Origin of the sequence: Mesorhizobium sp. M0037, from assembly GCF_040323635.1 — a bacterium.
In the GTDB taxonomy this organism is placed as follows: Bacteria; Pseudomonadota; Alphaproteobacteria; order Rhizobiales; family Rhizobiaceae; genus Mesorhizobium.
Genome location: NZ_JAMYVB010000003.1, coordinates 64,463 through 84,568, shown reverse-complemented (window position 1 = coordinate 84,568; position 20,106 = coordinate 64,463). Strand labels below are relative to the sequence as shown.

The following is a 20,106-nucleotide window of genomic DNA, read 5'->3' as shown; positions in this document are numbered from 1 at the left end:
TCCCGTCGAACCCCTTCTGGCCTGCCGGCCATCTCCCCCTCAAAGGGGGAGAAGATTTCGCCTCGGCCTCCGCTATAACCTCCGACGTAATTGAAATCCCTCTCCCGCCGCCTTAATCCTGCCCGATGACAACAGCCCAAACCTCCGCCGGCAGCCTGATCCGCGAATGGCGCACGCGCCGGCGCATGAGCCAGCTTGATCTCGCAATGGAGGCTGAGATTTCCCAGCGTCATCTCTCCTTCGTCGAAAGCGGCCGCGCCGCGCCATCGCGCGAGATGGTGCTGCATCTGGCCGAGCAGCTTGAGATTCCGCTGCGGCAGCGTAATCAGCTGTTGCTGGCTGCCGGCTTTGCCCCGAGCTTCAGCGAGCGGCCACTCACAGATACGACGCTGGCGCCGGCGCTTGCCGCGGTCGAGAGCGTGCTCAAAGGGCATGAGCCGTTCCCCGCCCTCGCCGTCGACCGGTACTGGAACCTGATTTCCGCCAATGCCGCCATCGGCCCGTTTCTGGCCGATGTTGCCGAGCCGTCGCTGCTCCAGCCGCCGGTCAATGTGCTGCGCCTCAGCCTGCACCCGAACGGCATCGCACCGCGCATCGTCAATCTCGCGGAATGGCGGGCGCATCTGCTGGAGCGGCTGAAACACCAGAACGATGCCGCCGGCGATCCCGTCCTGGTCGAGCTGGAGCGCGAATTGCGAACCTATCCGTCCGGGCTCAAGGGTGCGCGGCCGGTGCCGGTCGAGCCCAACGGCATCGTCCATCCGCTGCGGCTGGCGCATGGCGACCAGGTGCTGTCCTTCATCAGCACCATCACCGTCTTCGGCACGCCGCTTGACGTGACGCTGTCGGAACTGGCGATCGAGTCTTTCTTCCCGGCCGACGAGCAGACGCGAGCGGTGCTGGTGCGGCTGGCGAAGGAACGTGCGGAAGCTAACTGAGCCAACCCCGCGGACCTCCTCACCCCTGTGGTGGCGCTGCCTTGCGCGTTCGGGTGCGTTCCAGGCCGAGTTGGCGCTCGCGCCAGATGATGAACATGCCGGCGGCAACGACGATCACACCGCCGACGAGCGTGTTGATGGTGGCGATATCGCCAAAGGCGAAATAGCCGACGACCACGCCGAGGATCATCGAGGTGTATTCGAACGGCGCCACCACCGAAGCTTCGGCATGGCGGTACGCCGCCGTCATCAAAATCTGCGCCAGCCCGCCACAGAACCCCGCTGCGACCAGCAGACCGGCCTGCAGCGGCGTCAGCGCCTGCCAGCCGAAGGGCAGCGTAAGCAGCGCCATGACACTCGCCGTCGCCGAGAACCACAACACGATGGTCGCTGTTCGTTCAGTCTGGACAAGATTGCGCACGAGCAGGATGGCATTGGCGGAGATTGCTGCAGAAACAAGAGCAGCGATGACGCCCAGCACCTCCTGGTCGCCGAGCGCGACGCCCGACGTGAGCAGCGTCAGCTCCGGCCAGGAGATGATCAGCACGCCGACCAGACCGACCGCAACCGCGCTCCAGCGATAGACGCGAATGGCTTCGCCGAGGAATAGCGAGGAGAACACCACCACCAGCAAAGGCTGGGCATAGTTCAGCGTGATCGCCTCAGGCAGCGGCAGCCGGGTCAGCGCAAAGAAGCCGAGCCCCATGGCGCAAACGCCGACGACACCGCGCGCAATGTGGTTCAGCGGGCGTTTGGTGGCGAACGCCGTGCCCAGTTTTCTCGTGAAGGCCAGGAAGACGATGATCGGGAAGATGGCGAAGAAGGAGCGGAAGAAGACGATCTGGCCGGCCGGCAAAGTGCCGGCGGCCTTGATGCAGGTTTGCATGCCGACAAAGACCGCCACCGACATGACCTTGAGCATGATCCCGGTGAGAACATTAGAGCGCCGCGCGTCGTCTTCGACGCGCAAAGGACGCTCTGACACTTTGAATCTGCGCATCGTGCTTTCCAAAAATCGACATTGATTTTTGGGCCGATGCGCGCCGGGATGATCGGACAGTTTCCCGCCCGCTTCGTCTCCAGGCCCGGCTTTCACTGTTTTGTTGCTTCCCGGATCTCCGCTGAGATGCGCGTCGAACGACGCGGTACACAGGCGCCCATGCCGAACTTCGATGTGACGACGGTCATCAAGGCCTCACGATAATGGCGGAAGGGGAACGCCCCGAAATAGGCATTGGCGTAGTTTTGTCGAGTGACCGTTTCGTGTAAAGAGCGCGCAACTTTAGATTTAATGGGCCAGGACACGTCAGCGGCTCCGATAGCGACAGGGAAACCCAAGGGAATGCGAACCGATACCGGCCAGGTCTTCAAGCTCGAAGACTACCGCCCCAACGACTTTTCCATCCCGCAAACCGGCCTCACCTTCCGCCTTTCGCCAGACGCAACGCGTGTCACCGCAGTGCTGACGATCGAACGCCGCGATGGCGCCGCCGCCTCGACGTCGCTGGTGCTGGACGGCGACGGCCTGGTGCTCAAGCGCATTGCCATCGACGGTCGCGAGCTTGCCCCGGCCGAGTATCTCGCCACGCCGGACCAGCTGACCATTTTGAGGCCGCCGCCCCGTTTCCAGCTGCTGCTCGAGACCGAGATCGCGCCGGCCAGCAATGAGGCGCTGATGGGCCTCTACCGCTCCAGCAATGTCTATTGCACGCAATGCGAGGCCGAGGGCTTTCGCCGCATCACCTATTTCCTCGACCGCCCCGACATCCTGTCGGTCTATACCGTGCGTATCGAGGCGAGGCTGGACGAAGCGCCGCTGTTGCTTTCCAACGGCAATCCGGTCGAAAGCGGCGCGCTTGCCGACGGCTGGCACTTTGCAGTCTGGGACGACCCCTTCCCCAAGCCGTCCTATCTGTTTGCGCTCGTGGCCGGCAATCTCGGCAAGGTTGCGGAAAGTTTCGTCACAATGTCCGGGCGCGAGGTCGAACTCGGCATCTATGTCGAGCCAGGCAAGGAGGGGCTTGCCGGCTACGCCATGGACGCGCTGAAGCGCTCGATGCAATGGGACGAGCAGGCCTTCGGCCGCGAATACGACCTCGACGTCTTCAACATCGTCGCCGTTTCCGACTTCAACATGGGGGCCATGGAGAACAAGGGACTCAATATCTTCAACGACAAGTATGTGCTGGCCGACCGGGAAACCGCCACCGATGCCGATTTCGCCAATATCGAGGCGATCATCGCGCATGAGTATTTCCACAACTGGACCGGCAACAGGATCACCTGCCGCGACTGGTTCCAGCTCTGCCTTAAGGAAGGGCTGACGGTCTTTCGCGACCATGAATTCTCCGCCGACCAGCGCTCGCGCGCGGTCAAGCGCATCGCCGAAGTGCGCACGCTCAGGGCGCACCAGTTCCCCGAGGACCAGGGACCGCTGGCGCATCCGGTACGGCCGCGCCGCTACCGCGAGATCAACAATTTCTACACGGCGACGGTCTACGAAAAAGGCTCGGAAGTCGTGCGCATGATCCGCACGATTCTCGGGGCCGAGGCTTTCCGCGCCGGCATGGACCTCTATTTCGAGCGCCATGATGGCGAGGCCGCGACGATCGAGGACTTCCTGAAGGTGTTCGAGGACGCCTCCGGGCGCGACCTGTCTCAGTTCGCGCTCTGGTATCACCAGGCGGGCACCCCGAACCTGACCGTCAGTTCGACGCACAATCCGGCGACGCGCGAGTTTACCCTCGAGATCGAGCAGTCGGTGCCGCCGACACCGTCGGAGAGCCGCAAGCGCCTGATGCACATTCCGCTCGCCTTCGGCTTGGTCGGCGCCGGCGGCGAACCGGTCGCCTATGGCGCCGTCGAAGGCGCCACCGTCGAAGACGGTGTCATCCATATCCGCAAGCGCCGACATATGGTGCGCTTCTCAGGCGTCGCCGAGCGGCCGGCGGTGTCGCTCAATCGCGGCTTTTCGGCGCCGATCACACTTTCGGTCGAGCAGAAGGCCGACGACCAGTTCTTCCTCGCCGGCCATGACAGCGATGCCTTCGCGCGCTGGCAGGCGTTCAACACGCTGCTCACCGATGCGCTGATAGCGGCCTTCCGCCAGATCCTCGGCGGCGCGAAGCCGGCTTTCACCGCCAGGCTGACCGGACTTGCCGGCAAGATCGCCGGCGACGAGACCCTGGAACCTGCCTACCGGGCGCTGGCGCTGTCACTTCCGGGCGAGGCCGACATTGCCCGCGACATCGGCACGAACATCGATCCCGACGCCATCTTTGCCGCTCGCGAGGCGTTGGCGCTGGCAATCGCGCGCGCCAATCAGCAAACGTTCACCGACCTATACGGCCGCCTCGCCGGCGACGGGCCGTTCAGCCCCGACGCGGCAAGTGCGGGACGCCGCGCGCTGCGCAACATCCTGCTCGACTACCTCTCGCTGCTGCCGAAAGGTGCTGCGCTCGCCGCCCGGCATTTCGAAACCGCGACCAACATGACCGACCGCGCCGCAGCGCTGACCGTCCTTGCGCACCGCCATGACGGTTCGCCGGAGGCGATCAAGGCGCTGGCCGATTTCGAGGCGCGTTATGGCGCCGATCCGCTGGTCATGGACAAATGGTTCCAGATCCAGGCCAGCGTGCCGGGACGCCGGACAGTCGACACGGTACGCGAGCTGACTGGTCACGCAGCTTTCTCGATGGCCAATCCGAACCGGGTGCGCTCGCTGGTCGGCACATTCGCCAGCGCCAACCAGACCGGCTTCCACCGCGCCGATGGCGAAGGCTACCGGTTTTTTACCCAGACCGTACTCGAGGTTGAAAAACGCAATCCGCAAGTGGCGGCCAGGCTGGCGACAGCGCTGCGCTCGTGGCGCTCGCTGGAGCCGGGCAGGCAAGCCAAGGCCAGGGAAGCGCTGCTGGCCATCGCCGGTGCCGAGAACCTGTCGGCGGATTTGCGGGACATTGTGGAGCGAACGCTGGCCTGATCCCTCCCCCGAGGGGACGGTGGACAGCCGCCGAAGGCGGATGGACGGGTGGGGTCGTTGCGGCAGTGCGCGACCTCGACCAACTTCGACCGTGATTGAGAGAGTCGAGCGCTTCGCCGAGGACCCCACCCGGCCCTTCGGGCCACCCTCCCCTCAAGGGGAGGGATTTCAGCGTTATTTCAATCAATTTTTAATGTTTTTCGGCCGCGCCTCTGGACAAGGCGAATCACCTTTGATTCTTTACAGACGATTCGGATGTGCGGTGTTGCCGGATCGTCAAGCGTACGGAAATTCGGGGAGTGCCATTTATGGCCAAGGCGGACGCGTGGGGCGCGCCCGAAGGGACGGCTTTTGAGCGGCGCAAGGCGCGAGGCGACGGCCTCGCCGGCAATACGCGGCTCATCGCTGAACCAGCCTACCGGCGGCTCCTGGCTGCCGAACCCCTTCTGCGCCGTTCGATACCGGCTCTCATCATCATCTTCCTGATCGTCATCGCCGCACTGCGCGTGCTGTCGCTGATGAACGAGCGCGACGAGGCCGAGCGCGACGGCAAGGCGGTGCTAGGTCTCGCCGCCGGCCAGATGGCGAACGCAATCTCGGCCGACCCGACCGCGGCATCCAGCGGTGCAATTGATCTTCTGGAAAGCACGAGCCGCCAGGGCGCCATGGGCAGAAGCCATGTGCTTGTGATCACCGACAGCGCCTTCAAGATCATTGCCGTGTCGCCGCTGTCGACCGGCTGGCAAGGGCGATCGCTGGACAGCCTGGTGCTGGACGGCCAGCCGCTGTTCATGTTCGGCGACCGCGCCGGGGTCATGGATGTCAGCATCGGCGGCCAGGACTGGTACGCGGCGGTGAGCCTGACCCGGGACCGCAAGAACGCCGCCGCCGTGCTGGTGCCGCAGGAAGCGGTGTTCGACAACTGGCGCAAGACCGTCTCGCTCAACGTCACGCTGTTTGTGCTGACAGCCGGCGTGCTGATCATCATCCTCTACGCCTATTTCGGCCAGGCATCGCGCGCCCAGACAGCCGACCGCATCTATCTCGAAGCCCATCAGCGCATCGACATGGCGCTGGTTCGCGGTCGCTGCGGCCTGTGGGACTGGGACATGGTGCGCGGCAAGATGTACTGGTCGCGCTCGATGTACGACATGCTGGGCTACGAGCCCTGCAACTCGATGCTGTCGTTCGGCGAGGTCGACGACATCATCCACCCCGAGGACGGCGACCTGTTCGAGCTGGCCAACAAAATCGTCGAGCGCGAGATCGACCATATCGACCAGGTGTTCCGGATGCGTCACGCCGACGGCCAGTGGGTGTGGATGCGCGCCAGGGCCCAGGTGATCGACCCGGAAGCGCCTGAGATCCAGCTGATCGGCATTGCCGTCGACGTCACCGAGCAGCGGCATCTGGCGCTGCGCTCGGAGGCGGCCGACCTTCGCCTGCGGACCGCGATCGAAAACATCAACGAATCCTTCGTGCTGTGGGATGCCGCCCAGCGCCTGATCATGTGCAATTCCAAATACCAGAAGGACAACGGCCTGTCGGACCGCGACGTCATGCCGGGCGCTGCGCGCGCCGTGCTTGAAGAGCGCATGCTTGCCTTCGCCTCTGAACGGCGGCTGGCCAACACCAACGGGCCGCAAGGGGGCGCAACCTTCGAGCGGCAGCTCTCCGACGGCCGCTGGCTGCAGGTCAACGAACTGAGGACCCGGGACGGCGGCACGGTCTCCGTCGGCTCCGACATCACCCAGATCAAGCTGCACCAGGAAAAGCTGGTCGACAGCGAGCGCCGGCTGATGGCGACCATCCACGACCTCAGCCTCGCCCGCCGGGCCGAGGAAGAGCGCGCCAAGGAACTGGTCGAGCTCAACCGCGAATATATGAAGGAAACCGAGCGCGCCGAGGCCGCCAATCGGGCCAAATCCGAATTCCTAGCCAACATGTCGCACGAGCTGCGCACGCCGCTCAACGCCATCATCGGGTTCTCCGAACTGATGGAACAAGGCCTGTTCGGGCCGCTCGGTTCGCCGCGCTACGAGGAATATGCCAACGACATCAACGGCAGCGGCAAATATCTGCTCGGCGTCATCAACGACATACTCGATATGTCGAAGATCGAAGCCGGCCAATTCTCGGTGGACCGCGAGGAAATCGATCTCTGCCCGCTGATCCGCGAGACGGTGCGGGTGATCTCGCTGCAGGCGGCGGAGAAATCGATCACGGTCGAAACCCGCATCGCCGATACGATGACGCTGTTCGCCGACCGCCGGGCGATCAAGCAGATCGCCATCAATCTGCTGTCGAATGCGGTGAAGTTCACCGGCCAGGGCGGCCATATCTCGGTGCGCGCCCGCAACACGTCAGGCGCGCTGGTGCTGACCATCGAGGACAATGGCTGCGGCATTCCGAAGGAGGCACTGAGCAAGCTTGGCCGCCCCTTCGAACAGGTGCAGAACCAGTTTTCGAAGAACCACGCCGGTTCCGGCCTCGGCCTTGCCATCTCGCGCTCGCTGGCCGAGTTGCAAGGAGGAGCGCTGAAAATCCGCTCGACCGAAGGCGTCGGCACGATCGTGTCGGTGCGCATCCCGGTGAAGAAGGCGCAACCGGCGGTGAAGGCGGCGGCCTGACGGCCCGCCAATGCGAGCGGTGCTCTCCGCCGCGTTCAAGGACTGAGTAGCCGCGGTCATGTAAGGGCTCCGGCGGCTTTCGCCGCCGGAGACATATCGCCACTCACTCCATGCTGTCGTCGCCGCCGTCCCATTGGTGGTGGCGGCCCATGCGGCCGTTCTTCGGTAGTTCGTTGCGCTCGATCTTGCCGTCATTGTTGCGGTCGAGCATCGCGAACACCTTTTTCTCGCGCCCGGTGATGTCGTCCGTGGTCAGCGTGCCGTCGCCCTTGGTGTCGTAGCGGGCGACGATACGCTTTGCCATTTCCTCGAACCGCGCCTTTTCCAGCGCGTCGGCGAGCTGGGCAACGGTCAGCTTGCCGCCATTGTCGGCGACCAGCTTCTTCAGCCGCGCGTTCATGGCGTCGGAAAACTGGTCGAAGCTGATGGTGCCGTTGGAATCCTTCATCGCCTTGTCGAGGCGCATCATCGCGCCCTCGCGCATTCTGGCGCTGGCATTGTTCTCGGCATAGGCGGTGGTGCCAACGGCGCCGGCAAGCGCGACGAAGGCAAGGGCAAGTCCGGTTGTCTTTCTCATGGGTATTCTCCTGTTGCATCGTCACCCCCGATGCGATCCGAAACAGCCGCCAGCGCTTCACGCCCTCACAACCGTTTCGTACGAAGCAAAAGGTCGAAATCCTTTCTGGCCTTTCGCGACGTTTCCTTGAGATGTGCTTCCAGCACACCGAAATCCGGCAGGTCAGTCACCGCCAGAAGCAGATCCGACAATCCCGGCGGAACGTCATCGCGTTCGAATGCGCCGGTGAGGCAAAGCCGCGTCATCTGGGTTAGCGCCAGATAGAGTTGGTAGGCTTCGCAAAGCTGCTGCCTGACGTCAGCCACGGCGAAATCCGGCGACAGATGCGCCAGGATTTCGCCGGTCGCGGTCACCCTGCGGCCGGCGTCGACCTGGCCGGTGATGACGGCCACCTGCGCGATGAATTCGAGGTCGATGAGGCCGCCCGGGATCAGCTTGATGTCCCAGATGTCGCGCGGCGATTTTTCCTTCTCGATCAGCGCGCGCATCTCGGATGCCTCCGCCCTCACCTTGGCGGCGTCGCGCGGCAAGGCCAGAAGTGCCGCCACCTCGGCCTCGACCTCGGCGCAAAGGGCCGCGTCGCCGCCGATGGCGCGCCCCCGGGCCAGCGCCATGTGCTCCCAGGTCCAGGCCTCCTGGCGCTGGTATTTCTTGAAGGCGTCGATATGGGTCGCCACCGGCCCCTTGTTGCCGGATGGCCGCAAGCGCAGGTCGAGTTCGTAGAGAACGCCCTCGGCGGTCGGCGCCGAGACAGCCGCGATCAGCCGCTGCGTCATCCTGGTGTAGTAGTGCGACGGTGCGAGCGGCTTGTCGCCGTCGGACTCGTCGGCATCCGGGTCGTGATCGTAAAGCAGGATAAGGTCGACGTCCGAACCCGCCGTCAATTCGCGGCTGCCGAGCTTACCCATGCCGAGCAGCGAAACCGTGCCGCCGGCGATACCGCCGTGGCGCAGCGCGAATTCGGTGGTCACCGCCTGCAATGCGGCGTCGATGGTGAGGTCGGCGAGATCGGAAAAGGCGCGGCCGGCGCGCGCCGGGTCGATCGAGCCGGCGAGCAGCCTGACACCGATCAGGAATTTCTGCTCGGAGGCAAAGATGCGCAGCCGGTCAAGCACATCCTCGTAGGGCCTGTCGCCATCGATGAAAGCGGCCAACCGCGCTGAGAGATAGGCGCGGTTGGGCAGTTCGGTGAGCAGCGCCGGGTCGAGCAGACCGTCGAAGACATGCGGGCGCCTTGTGATGATTGCCGCCAGCCGAGGCGCGGCGCCCATGATCGTCGCCATAAGCTTCAGCAGAGCGGGATTCGACTGCAGCAGCGAAAACAGCTGGATGCCGGCGGGCAGGCCGGCGAGGAGTTCATCGAAGCGAACCAGCGCCTCGTCGGCCCGGCGCGTCTGGCCGAAGGCTTTGAGCAGCGCCGGCGTCAGTTCGGTCAGCCGCTCGCGCGCTTCCGCCGACTGGGTGGCGCGATAGCGGCCGAAATGCCAGCCCCGAATGACGCGGCAGATGTCGCTTGGCCGCTGGAAGCCAAGGCCATGCAAGGTCTGCAGCGTGTCGGGATCGTCGACATCGCCGGTGAAGACCAGATTGCCGACGCCGGCCGACAATTCAGGCGCAGTCTCGAACAGCGCGGCGTAATGGCGCTCGACCTCATGCAAAGCCGCGCGAAAGGTTTCGGCAAATCTGGCGGCATCGGCAAAGCCCAGCATATGGGCGATGCGTTCCAGCCCTTCATCATCGTCGGGCAGAATATGCGTCTGCTCGTCGGCGACCATCTGGATGGCGTGTTCCACGCCGCGCAGAAACCAATATTGCTGCGTGAGCGCGTCGCGTGCATCGGCGGTGATCCAGTTGCGCGCCGCCAGCGCACCCAGCATCGGCACCGTCTCGCGGCCGCGCAGCTCCGGAAAACGGCCGCCGGCGATCAGTTGCTGGGTCTGGACGAAGAACTCGATTTCGCGAATGCCGCCGCGGCCGAGCTTGACGTTGTGTCCTTTGACCGCGATCTCGCCATGACCCTTGTGGGCATGGATCTGGCGCTTGATCGAATGAACGTCGGCGATCGCCGCATAGTCCATGTATTTGCGCCAGACATAGGGCTGCAATTCCCGCAGGAACGCATCCCCGGCATCGAGATCGCCGGCCACGGGACGCGCCTTGATCATGGCGGCGCGCTCCCAGTTCTGGCCGCGCGCCTCATAGTAGCGAAGTGCTGCCTCGACCGGGATCGCCAGCGGCGTCGAGCCTGGATCGGGACGAAGCCTCAAATCGGTGCGGAAGACATAGCCGTGCCCGGTGCGGTCCTGCAGGATGCGGACCAGCCTGCGGGTCAGGCGCGCAAACAGCTCTGTGGCGTCGAGCGGATCGACGATTGCCGGCGCATCCGGATCGAAGAAGACGACGAGGTCGATGTCGGAGGAGAAATTCAGTTCATGCGCGCCAAGCTTGCCCATGCCGAGCACGATCCAGCCGGATTGCCGTGACGGATTTTCGGGATCGGGCAATTTGAGCTTGCCTTGGCTGTGCGCCTCGCGCAGCAGGAAGTCGACCGCCGCACAGGTGCAGGCATCGGCGAGATTGCTGAGGCGCCTTACCGTCAGCGCGGCATCGGCCTCGCCGGAGAGGTCTGCAAGTGCGATCAGAAAGTGAGCTTCACCCTTCCACTGCCTGAGTTCCATCATCAGGCTGGATTCGGAAACGGTCTCGGAAAAGGCGGCCTTGCCGATCGCTTCGGCGATGGTGAGCAGCCGAGCCTCGACACTGCCATCGAACAGCGCGTCGAGGATTTGCGGCCGGCGGCGCGCGACATCGCGGAGGAAAGGCGAGAGATCGAAGACGGCAGCGAGAAACTCCTGGGCCGCGCCCTTGCCCCCTAGGAATTTCGCCAGCCGCGGCAGGTTCTCGTCCTTGGCATCGCCAGCGATCTCCGACAGTTCACGCCGGGCGCGGGTCTCATCCAGCGGCGCGAGCTGCGCCGCCAGTTGCAGGCGCCATTCGGTCTCGATCCGTTTCGCAGCCATCCTCACCGCCATCAATGGTCCTCCCGCGCCGGGAAGCTCATGATAACGGACAATCCGGGATTGGCAGGCAGAAGTTCAAGCCGGCCATTGTGAAAAGTCATGATCGCCTTGGCGAGGCTGAGGCCAAGACCGGATCCCGGCTGCGAGCGGCTCTTTTCCAGCCGCACGAAGCGCTCGGTCGCCCTGGCGCGGTCGGCGTCATCAGGGATGCCATGGCCGTTGTCGGCAACAGAAAGGCGGATTTCGTGACCGACGCGCTGCAGGGCTACGCGCACAGCAGGCTTTTCCGTCGCATCGGTCGAGTATTTGATGGCGTTGTCGACGATGTTCGACAGCGCCTGGCCGATCAGCTCGCGGTTGCCATTGACGGAAAAATTCCCGTCCGCGGCAGTTTCGAGCACCACGCCAGCCTCCTCCGCCACCGGCTCATAAAGCTCGACAACGTCATGCACCGCGGCGGCGAGATCGACCTTGCTGGTGCTCTCCGAGGAATAGCCGGCCTCCAGCCTGGAGATCATCAGGATGGCGTTGAAGGTTTTTATCAGCTGGTCGGATTCGGCCATGGTGCCTTCCAGCGCCTGCCGGTAGTCGGTGGTCTTGTGCTTGCCCGAAAGTGTCGCCTCAGCGCGGTTGCGCAGTCTGGTCAGCGGCGTCTTCAAATCATGGGCGATGTTGTCGGAGACCTGCTTCAGCCCTTCGTTGAGCGTCGCTATCCTGGCCAGCATGGTGTTGAGGTTTTCCGACAGGCGGTCGAACTCATCGCCAGCGCCGGTCACCGGCAGCCGTCCCGTGAGATCGCCGCCCAAGATGCGGCGGCTTGCCTCCGAGACGCTGTCGATGCGCTTCAGCGCGGCGCGGCCGACAAGGAACCAGATCAGCAGCCCGCCCAGGCCCATCATGCCCAGCGCCAGCATCAGGGCGCGGCGGACGACGGCGCGGAAGCGCTCGGGCTCGCCGAGATCGCGGCCGACCAGCATGATCATCTGGTTGGGCAGCCGCAGCACCAGCGCGATGGCGTTGTGGCCCTTCTCGCCCTCGGACTGAATTTCGGTCTCGCCGGGCTGCGCGCCGTTCGGGTCAGAAGCCTGGTTGCGCTGCCGTTCGAGCTCACCTTCGCCGAAACGGCGATAGGAGAAGGGTTCGGTCGTCCAGCCATCGGTCTCGAGCACCCCCGGCGCCAGGCTCTGCACGTTTCCGGTGAGGATCTGGCCGTTGACGTCGGCAATGAGATAGAGGTTGGCGCCGGGCTGGCGCGAGCGCTGCTCGACGACGCGCACCAGCCGCGGCAGGCCGCCGCTCTGATAGGCACGGGCGAGGCCGAGCACCTCGTCATTGATGGTCTGCTGGGTCTGGCCGGTCAGCATGCGGGCCGACAACGACGTCATGTAGAAGACCAGCAACACGGCACATAGCGCGAAAAGCAGGAAATAAAGCGCTGAAAGCCGCGCCGCCGTCGTCCTCATGATGGCCGGCAGGGAAAGGGCCATCGAGTTCTAGCTCATGATGAGATTTGGCTGAAATCTCATCATGACCTACCCCTTTGTTGGAGCATGATCTTCTCCAAAAACCGGTACCTACTTTTTGGGATCATGCTCTAGCCGCTCTTCAGCATATAGCCGGCGCCGCGAACCGTATGCAGGATCGGCTTGTCGAAACCCTTCTCGATCTTGCCACGCAGGCGCGAGACGTGAACGTCGATGACGTTGGTCTGCGGATCGAAATGATAGTCCCAGACATTTTCGAGCAGCATGGTGCGCGTCACCACCTGGCCGGCATGGCGCATCAGATATTCGAGCAGGCGGAATTCGCGCGGCTGCAGCGTGATCTCGCGCGCCGCGCGCTTGACCGAATGGGACAGCCGGTCAAGCTCGAGATCGCCGACCCGGTAGACGGTTTCGGCCTCCCTGGCGCTGGCGCGGCGGTTCAGCACCTCGACGCGGGCGAGCAATTCGGAAAAGGCATAGGGCTTGGTCAGATAGTCGTCCCCGCCGGCGCGCAGACCGGTGACGCGGTCATCGACTTCGCCCAGCGCCGACAGGATCAGCACCGGCGTGGTGTTGCCGCGCGAGCGCAGGCCGGCAATGACGGAGAGCCCGTCGCGGCGTGGCATCATGCGATCGACGACCATCACGTCATAGTCGCCGGCATCGGCCAGCGCAAAGCCGGTTTCGCCGTCGCCGGCGACATGGGCGGTGTGCCCAGCCTCGGCAAAGGCCTTCTGCATATAGTCGGCCGCCTCGCGATCGTCTTCTATGACGAGAATCTTCATAGAGCCGTTATACGCGATTTCGCCGGAAGATTGAGGGGCCGCCATGAGCGCAAAAGCTTTCGTTCAAGCATGTCGTTTTGCCAAAACCGCAGTGCACTTTTGGGCGACATGCTTCGCTGTTAGAGCGGCAGCGGGCGATGGGGGCCCGCTGCCGCCGGGGGCAGAACACGATGACTGACTAACGCGATCGGCCCCTTGCTTCCCGTGCGGCGGCTCGGGGGTGTTGAAACCGCCGCACTGGAAACTGTGTGATGTCAGCCTTTGGCGACTGGCAGCGCGACGAAGCGGTTTGAATCGTCGCGGGTGATCTGCATCAGCACCGCCTTGCGGCCGGACTTGACCGCATCGGCCATCGCCTTGGCGACGTCGTCGGTGCCGTTCACCTCCGTCGAGTTGACCGAGGTGATGACATCGCCGGGCTGGATGCCGCGGTCGGCGGCATCGCTGTCGGGATCGACATCGGTCACCACCAGGCCCTTGCCGTTTTCCGACTTGGTGACGGTGAGGCCGAGATCGGCCAGCGCGGCGGGCTTTGCCGGTGCCGCGGGCTGCTGCGGGTCGGCCGAGGCCTGCTTGTCAGTGGATGGCAACGTGCCGAGATCGACCTTGATGGTCTGGCTCTTGCCGTCGCGCCACACCGTGACGTCGACCGACTTGCCGGGTGGGTAGGCGCCGATCAGACGAGCCAGTTCCTTCGGCGATGCGACGTCCTTGCCTTCGACCTGGGTGATCACGTCACCGGCGGTGATGCCGGCCTTCTTGCCGGGGCCACCGTCCTGGGCGCCCGAAACCAGAGCCCCGTTCTGCGACTTCAGGCCCAGCGATTCGGCGATGTCCGATGTAACCGGCTGGATTTCGACGCCGAGCCAGCCACGCTGCACCGAGCCGCTCTTCATCAGATCCTGCACCACCTGCTTGGCGGTCGAGGCCGGAATGTCGAAGGCGATGCCGACGCTTCCGCCCGACGGCGAGAAGATCGCGGTGTTGATGCCGACGACCTGGCCGTTGAGGTTGAAGGTCGGGCCGCCCGAATTGCCGCGGTTGACCGAAGCGTCTATCTGGATGAAGTCATCATAGGGACCGGCGCCGATATCACGGCCACGGGCCGAGACGATGCCGGCGGTGACGGTGCCGCCGAGGCCGAACGGATTGCCGACGGCCACCACCCAGTCGCCGACGCGAACCTTGGAATCGTCGGCGAAATCGACATAGGTGAACTTGCCGACGCCATCGACCTTGAGCACCGCCAGATCGGTGCGCGGATCGGTGCCGATCAGCTTGGCGTCAAGCTCCTTGCCGTCATTCATCACCACTGTGAAGGCGGAGCCTTCCTCGACGACATGGTTGTTGGTAACGAGATAGCCGTCATCGGAGATGAAGAAGCCAGAACCCTGCGCCACCGGACGCGGCTGGTCGTTGTTATGGTCGCGGTGGCTGAAGCGACGATTGCCGCCGTCATGGCCGTTCTGATCACCAAAGCCGCGGAATTGCTTGAAGAACTGGCGCAGCTGCGGATTGTCGGGCAGGTTGTTCATGCCGTCCGGATCGTCGGACTGGTCGGAGCCGTCATCGGCGGCAGGCTCGATCTTGGCCTTGACCTTGACGCTGACCACGGCCGGCGAAACGCGCTCGACGACATCGGCAAAGCCCGGCACCTGGGGCGCTTCGACCCGCACGGCGTCGGCCAGAACGGGAGCTGTACCAGTGGCAACGGCGCCGAAACCGATGCCGCCGGCAATGGCCAGCGAAGCGGCGGCGGCCAACAGGCGCTTGCGGGTGCGGGAATATGGGTTGGGGGCGATAGTCATGGGTCTCATATCCTCTTTTCACTGGATGCGGCTCAGGCAGAGCATCCTCGGACAAGAGAAATAGAGAGGCGCACATTACGGCGCCATTTCCGGTGCATGAAAGTTTTGTAATGTTGGGCGGTCGCACAAATCGCTTGGTTGCGCTCGCCTGCTGCCCTATGGTGTACACAACTCAGCACAAGGCTTTCACAATGACAGCAAGCACCACCATGACCATTCGAGTCTCGTCCGAGACCAAGCTGAAGCTGGAGCAGATCGCTACCGATACCAGGCGTAGTAAATCGTTCCTCGCCGCCGAGGCGGTCTCAGCCTATGTCGATCGCGAGCTGGATATCATCGAAGGCATAAAACGTGGCATGGCCGACGCAGAGGCTGGCCGTGTCGTGCCCCACGACGACGCCATGGCGGAGCTCGACGCGGTGATCGAAGCAGCGAAAGCCAGGCGCGCAGGCAAGGCGTGAAGCGGTTCGTCACCTGGTCGCGAGAAGCGCTGGACGATGTCACGCAGCAAGTTGCCTTTGTCGCTCAGGACAATCCTGCCGCCGCCCGACGCCTCGCGGACCGTATCCGTGAAATGGGCCGGGGCCTTGGTGATATGGCGACGGGCCGACCTGGCCGGGTAACAGGCACTTATGAGAAGCCCATCGGCCGCCTGCCCTACATCACTGCCTATGAATTGCGCCTGATCGCCGGCCGTCAGAGCATTGTTATCCTGCGCGCCATCCACACGTCGCGGGACTGGCCTTTGGAGGAATGGCCGAGCTAGTCGCTCAGCATCTTGTCCAGCGCCGCCTGTTCCTCGGCGCTCAGCGCCTTGGTTGCCAACGAGCGGCGGGAGCGTGTGGTCAGCACAATGAAAATGCCGCCGACTAGAAGCAGAAGCACCGGCGTGCCCCAAAGCAAGGCGTTGCGCGGGCTGAAGCGCGGCTTCAACAGCACGAACTCGCCGTAGCGCGACACGATATAGTCCATCACCTGCTGGTCGGTATCGCCGGCAACCAGGCGCTGGCGCACCAGGATGCGCAGGTCGCGGGCGAGGTCTGCATCGGATTCGTCGATGGACTGGTTCTGGCAGACCATGCAGCGCAGGCCTTCCGACAGTAGCCGCGCCCTCGCCTCGAGCGCCGGATCGGTGAGAACCTCGTCCGGTTTCACCGCTTGCGCCGCGCCGGCAAACAGCAGCGCCAGAAGCAGGGTGAGCGAGGCCAACGAGAACCTGGTGCTCACGGCGCGCCTGCCGACGGCATGGAGGCTGCCTGCTTGCGGCGGCGCGAGGGTGCGCCAACCCGCAGGCGACGGTCGAGCAGCGACATTGCGGCTCCCGCCATCATCACCAGAGCTCCGCCCCAGATCAGCGTCACCAGCGGCTTCCACCACAGGCGCACCACGACCGACCCATCGGTGCCCTCATCGCCCAGCGACAGATAGAGTTGGCTGAAGCCGATCGTCTCGATCCCAGATTCGGTCGTCGTCGTCTGCCGCACCGGAAAGAAGCGCTTGGCCGAGGTGATCTCGGCTGAAACGCCGCCACCGGCGCCGATCACGGAAAAGCGGCCGCGCTGCTCGCTGTAATTCGGACCCTGCGCCGGGAAGAGGCCGTCGAAACGCAGCGTGTGGCCGGAGAGTTCGACGCTCTCGCCGGCATGCATCGACAGTATCCTTTCGGTGCCGAAGCACAGCGTGCCGACAATGCCGAGCGTCGTCAGCCCGAGGCCGAGATGGGCAAGTGCAGTGCCGAACACCGAACGCGGCAGGCCGGCGAAACGGCGCAGCATGATGGCGGGCGACACATTGCCAAAGCCGGACTTGACGGCGAGGTCGGTGAGCGCGCCGCAGACCAGCCAGCAGGCGAGGCCGACACCAAGGGCGGCGAACACCGACGCGCCGTCGATGAACAGCCCCGTGACCAGCATCGCCAGGAGAGCGGCGCCGAAAGCCGCCATCAGGCGCTGAGCGACGGCATAGAGGTCGCCGCGCTTCCAGGCTAGCAGCGGCCCGAACGGAACCACGACCAGCAGCGGCACCATCAGCGGGCCGAATGTCAGGTTGAAGAAGGGGGCGCCGACCGAGATCTTGCCGGCCGAAAGCGCCTCGACCGCGAGCGGATAGAGCGTGCCGACCAGCACGGTGGCGGTGGCCGTGGTCAGGAACAGATTGTTGAGGACAAGCGCGCCTTCGCGCGAGATCGGGTGGAACAGGCCGCCGGCCGTCAGCCGCGAGGCGCGCAGCGCAAACAGGGCCAGCGAGCCGCCGATGAACAGCGTCAAAATGCACAGGATGAAGATGCCGCGGGTCGGATCGGTGGCGAAAGCATGCACCGAGGTCAGCACGCCGGAGCGCACCAGGAAGGTGCCGAGCAGCGACAGCGAGAAGGTGAGGATGGCAAGCAGCAGCGTCCAGATCTTGAGCGCCGAACGCTTCTCCATGACGATCGCCGAATGCAGAAGAGCCGTGCCGGCCAGCCACGGCATAAAGGAGGCGTTTTCGACCGGATCCCAGAACCAGAAGCCGCCCCAGCCGAGCTCGTAATAGGCCCAGTAGGAGCCCATCGCGATGCCGCCGGTGAGGAACATCCAGGCGACCAGCGTCCACGGCCGCACCCAGCGCGCCCAGGAGGCATCGATGCGGCCTTCGATGAGGGCGGCGACCGAGAAGGAAAAGCAGATAGAGAACCCGACATAGCCGAGATAGAGCAGCGGCGGATGGATGGCGAGGCCAAGATCCTGCAGGACCGGGTTGAGATCGCGGCCCTCGATCGGCGCCGGATTGAGCCGGGTGAACGGATTGGATGTCGCCAGGATGAACAGGAAGAAGGTGGCGCCGATAGCCCCCTGCACGGCCAGCACATTGGCGCGCAGCGTCGCCGGAAGGTTGGAGCCGAAGACAGCGACCAGCGCACCGAAGAAGGTCAGGATCAGCACCCAGAGCAGCATCGAGCCTTCGTGATTGCCCCAGGTTCCGGTGATCTTGTAGATCAGCGGCTGCAGCGAATGCGAGTTTTCCCACACGCTCGCCACCGAGAAATCGGAACTTGCATAGGCGCCGGCGAGTGCTGCGAACGATAGCGCCGTGAGCGCGAAGCCTGTGACCGTGACGGGACCGCCGACAGCCATCAGCCTCTGGTTGCCGGTACGGGCGCCGATCAGCGGCACCAGCGTCTGCACCAGCGACAGCACAAAGGCGAGGACGAGCGCGAAGTGTCCGGTCTCAACCATTACTGGCTCTTGCTCTCTTGCCACACGCCCTTGGCCTTCAGCCCGTCAGCGACTTCCTTGGGCATGTAGCGCTCGTCATGCTTGGCCAGCACGCTGTCGGCGACGAAAACGCCGTCGGCGCCAAAGCTGCCTTCGGTGATGACGCCCTGCTCCTCGCGGAACAGATCGGGCAGGATGCCGGTATAGCTGACCTTGACCGATTTGTGCGCGTCGGTGACCGAGAACGCAACCGTCGCGCCCTGCCCGCGCACGACTGTGCCCTTTTCGACGAGGCCGCCGAGCCTGATGCGCTGTCCCGGCTGCAAGCTGGCGGTGGTCAGATCGGCGGGCATATAGAAATAGGAGGCCTTCTGGCCCAACGCATAGAAGGTCAGCCCGGTGGCGGCGCCGAGGAAGGCAAGACCTCCGACAATCACCGACAATCGCTTCTGCTTGCGCGTCATGTCCTACTCCGTCGCCGTCAGGCCGAGCGAGGCGGCAAAGGCGGTGAATTTCTTCGCTTCCTCACTGTCGGCGCCAAACACGGCGATACCGCGATGCAGCGCGTCGCGCGCCTGGTCGGCCTTGCCCAGCACAACATAGGAACGAATGAGCCGCATCCATCCTTCCGTGTCGCGCGGTTTTTGCCGCAATTTTTCGTCGAGGCCGGCGACCATGGTTTCGATCATGGCCTGCCTGTCCTGCGGCGCCATCGACGAGGCGGCATCGACGGCTGCGGCGTCGGGGCCTTTGGCGGGCTCTCCTGACGCGACGCTGCGGTTGGCGACCTCGGCCAGTGCCTGTTGGACAGCTCCGCGCCATGGTGAATCCTGCGGCAGGGAATCGAGCATTTTCTGCCACGCCGCGGTTGCCTCGGGTATGCGGCCTTCCTGGGCCAGCGCCATCGCCAAATAGAACGAGGCTTTCGCGTTTGCCGGGTCGAGTTTTAGCGCCTGTTCGAAAGCGGATTGCGCATCGGCCGAAACGATGCCGCCGGCCGCATTGGCAATCGCTTCGCCGAGGCCGGCCTCGCGGGCGGCCGTGTCGCCATCGAGGCGGATGGCATTGCGATAGGCGGTCACGGCATCGGGAAAGCGCTGCAGGCGCAGATAGATCGGGGCGAGCACGTCCCAGCCGCGTCCATCGCCAGGGTTGGCGGCAAGATGGGCCTCGGCGCGCGCCACCAACTCGTCGACCGAACTATCGGCCGGATTCTTGGCCAGCCGTTCGGCGAGCGGCTGCGACGGCAGATCCGGCGAGCCGAGCTGGCTGTACAGGCCCCAGCTGAGCAGCGGGACCACCAGCACCGCTGATGTTGCCATCAACCTGGCCGCCCTCGACGGCTGCCGCGCGCCAGGTGCATCGGCTTGACCGACATTGGCTTGACCAACATCTCCCAGGCGAAGGATGCGGCGGGCGATCTCAGTGCGCGCCTCCTCGGCTTCGGCCGGCTGAATCAGGCCGCGCGCGGCGTCACGCTCAAGCTCGGCCAATTGGTCGCGATAGACTTCGAGATCATGGTCGCTGCTGGTCCGAGCGCCCTTGCCGCCGCTGGTCAGCGGCAGCAGCACCGCCAGGCTTGCGCCCAGCGTGAGGAGTGCGGCTATGACCCAGAACAGCATGGTTCTTCCAATAGAGCGAGAGCCCTGCTCTCACAACATGAGGGTGCTGCGACGCTTTGACGGGAT

At 64.4% G+C, this 20,106-nt stretch carries 16 protein-coding genes; 5 read left to right on the top strand and 11 right to left on the bottom strand.

Annotated elements, in window-relative coordinates; translation table 11 throughout:
* Positions 1-125: 125 nt before the first annotated feature.
* Positions 126-938 carry a helix-turn-helix domain-containing protein gene (locus NKJ78_RS07315; RefSeq protein ID WP_352459663.1) on the top strand — a complete coding sequence of 271 codons (813 nt, stop codon included), beginning with the start codon at positions 126-128 and terminating at the stop codon, positions 936-938.
* A 19-nt stretch (positions 939-957) separates the two neighbouring features.
* On the opposite strand, the gene NKJ78_RS07310 is transcribed toward NKJ78_RS07315, so the two are convergent.
* Positions 958-1,860, bottom strand: a complete 903-nt coding sequence (locus tag NKJ78_RS07310) for a DMT family transporter (protein WP_023698591.1) — start codon at positions 1,858-1,860, stop codon at positions 958-960.
* Between the two features lie 170 nt (positions 1,861-2,030).
* Complete coding sequence (locus NKJ78_RS07305) at positions 2,031-2,243, bottom strand: hypothetical protein (RefSeq protein ID WP_352459664.1); 213 nt, start codon at positions 2,241-2,243, stop codon at positions 2,031-2,033.
* Between the two features lie 37 nt (positions 2,244-2,280).
* On the opposite strand from NKJ78_RS07305, the gene pepN reads away from it, so the two are divergent.
* Together pepN and NKJ78_RS07295 are read left to right on the top strand one after the other, a co-directional pair.
* The gene (pepN, locus tag NKJ78_RS07300; protein WP_023738554.1) at positions 2,281-4,920 is read left to right on the top strand and encodes an aminopeptidase N; all 2,640 of its coding nucleotides are present in this window, start codon (positions 2,281-2,283) and stop codon (positions 4,918-4,920) included.
* A gap of 308 nt (positions 4,921-5,228) precedes the next feature.
* Positions 5,229-7,550: a PAS domain-containing sensor histidine kinase gene (locus NKJ78_RS07295; RefSeq protein WP_023670189.1), complete on the top strand. Its 2,322-nt coding sequence runs from the start codon at positions 5,229-5,231 to the stop codon at positions 7,548-7,550.
* A 103-nt stretch (positions 7,551-7,653) separates the two neighbouring features.
* Here the strand turns inward: NKJ78_RS07295 and NKJ78_RS07290 are convergent, their stop codons facing one another.
* The 5 genes from NKJ78_RS07290 to NKJ78_RS07270 all read right to left on the bottom strand — a co-directional run bounded on the left by NKJ78_RS07290 (position 7,654) and on the right by NKJ78_RS07270 (position 15,224).
* Complete coding sequence (locus tag NKJ78_RS07290; protein WP_023705425.1) at positions 7,654-8,127, bottom strand: EF-hand domain-containing protein; 474 nt, start codon at positions 8,125-8,127, stop codon at positions 7,654-7,656.
* A 65-nt stretch (positions 8,128-8,192) separates the two neighbouring features.
* Positions 8,193-11,147: a bifunctional [glutamine synthetase] adenylyltransferase/[glutamine synthetase]-adenylyl-L-tyrosine phosphorylase gene (locus NKJ78_RS07285; RefSeq protein WP_023738553.1), complete on the bottom strand. Its 2,955-nt coding sequence runs from the start codon at positions 11,145-11,147 to the stop codon at positions 8,193-8,195.
* A gap of 11 nt (positions 11,148-11,158) precedes the next feature.
* On the bottom strand, positions 11,159-12,634 hold the full coding sequence (locus tag NKJ78_RS07280) for a sensor histidine kinase (RefSeq protein WP_352459665.1): 1,476 nt from the start codon (positions 12,632-12,634) through the stop codon (positions 11,159-11,161).
* 107 nt (positions 12,635-12,741) lie between these two features.
* The gene (locus NKJ78_RS07275) at positions 12,742-13,416 is read right to left on the bottom strand and encodes a response regulator transcription factor (protein ID WP_023670185.1); all 675 of its coding nucleotides are present in this window, start codon (positions 13,414-13,416) and stop codon (positions 12,742-12,744) included.
* Between the two features lie 254 nt (positions 13,417-13,670).
* Positions 13,671-15,224 carry a Do family serine endopeptidase gene (locus NKJ78_RS07270; protein WP_023702184.1) on the bottom strand — a complete coding sequence of 518 codons (1,554 nt, stop codon included), beginning with the start codon at positions 15,222-15,224 and terminating at the stop codon, positions 13,671-13,673.
* A gap of 191 nt (positions 15,225-15,415) precedes the next feature.
* Here NKJ78_RS07270 and NKJ78_RS07265 point away from each other — a divergent pair, with 191 nt between their 5' ends.
* Together NKJ78_RS07265 and NKJ78_RS07260 are read left to right on the top strand one after the other, a co-directional pair.
* Entirely contained in the window at positions 15,416-15,685 is a 270-nt protein-coding gene (locus NKJ78_RS07265) for a CopG family ribbon-helix-helix protein (RefSeq protein ID WP_023684527.1), read from the top strand.
* Positions 15,682-15,990: a type II toxin-antitoxin system RelE/ParE family toxin gene (locus NKJ78_RS07260; RefSeq protein WP_352459666.1), complete on the top strand. Its 309-nt coding sequence runs from the start codon at positions 15,682-15,684 to the stop codon at positions 15,988-15,990. Before NKJ78_RS07265 ends, NKJ78_RS07260 begins: the two co-directional genes overlap by 4 nt.
* On the opposite strand, the gene NKJ78_RS07255 is transcribed toward NKJ78_RS07260, so the two are convergent.
* The 4 genes from NKJ78_RS07255 to ccmI are packed head-to-tail and all read right to left on the bottom strand — an operon-like array spanning position 15,987 to position 20,040.
* The gene (locus NKJ78_RS07255) at positions 15,987-16,451 is read right to left on the bottom strand and encodes a cytochrome c-type biogenesis protein (RefSeq protein ID WP_023670181.1); all 465 of its coding nucleotides are present in this window, start codon (positions 16,449-16,451) and stop codon (positions 15,987-15,989) included. The genes NKJ78_RS07260 and NKJ78_RS07255 overlap by 4 nt on opposite strands.
* Positions 16,448-18,439, bottom strand: coding sequence for a heme lyase CcmF/NrfE family subunit (locus NKJ78_RS07250; RefSeq protein ID WP_023738550.1), 1,992 nt, complete (start codon positions 18,437-18,439; stop codon positions 16,448-16,450). Before NKJ78_RS07250 ends, NKJ78_RS07255 begins: the two co-directional genes overlap by 4 nt.
* The gene (ccmE, locus tag NKJ78_RS07245; protein WP_023705431.1) at positions 18,439-18,882 is read right to left on the bottom strand and encodes a cytochrome c maturation protein CcmE; all 444 of its coding nucleotides are present in this window, start codon (positions 18,880-18,882) and stop codon (positions 18,439-18,441) included. The genes NKJ78_RS07250 and ccmE overlap by 1 nt, the downstream gene beginning before the upstream one ends.
* Before the next feature lie 3 nt (positions 18,883-18,885).
* On the bottom strand, positions 18,886-20,040 hold the full coding sequence (gene ccmI / locus NKJ78_RS07240) for a c-type cytochrome biogenesis protein CcmI (RefSeq protein WP_352562406.1): 1,155 nt from the start codon (positions 20,038-20,040) through the stop codon (positions 18,886-18,888).
* Positions 20,041-20,106 lie beyond the last annotated feature (66 nt).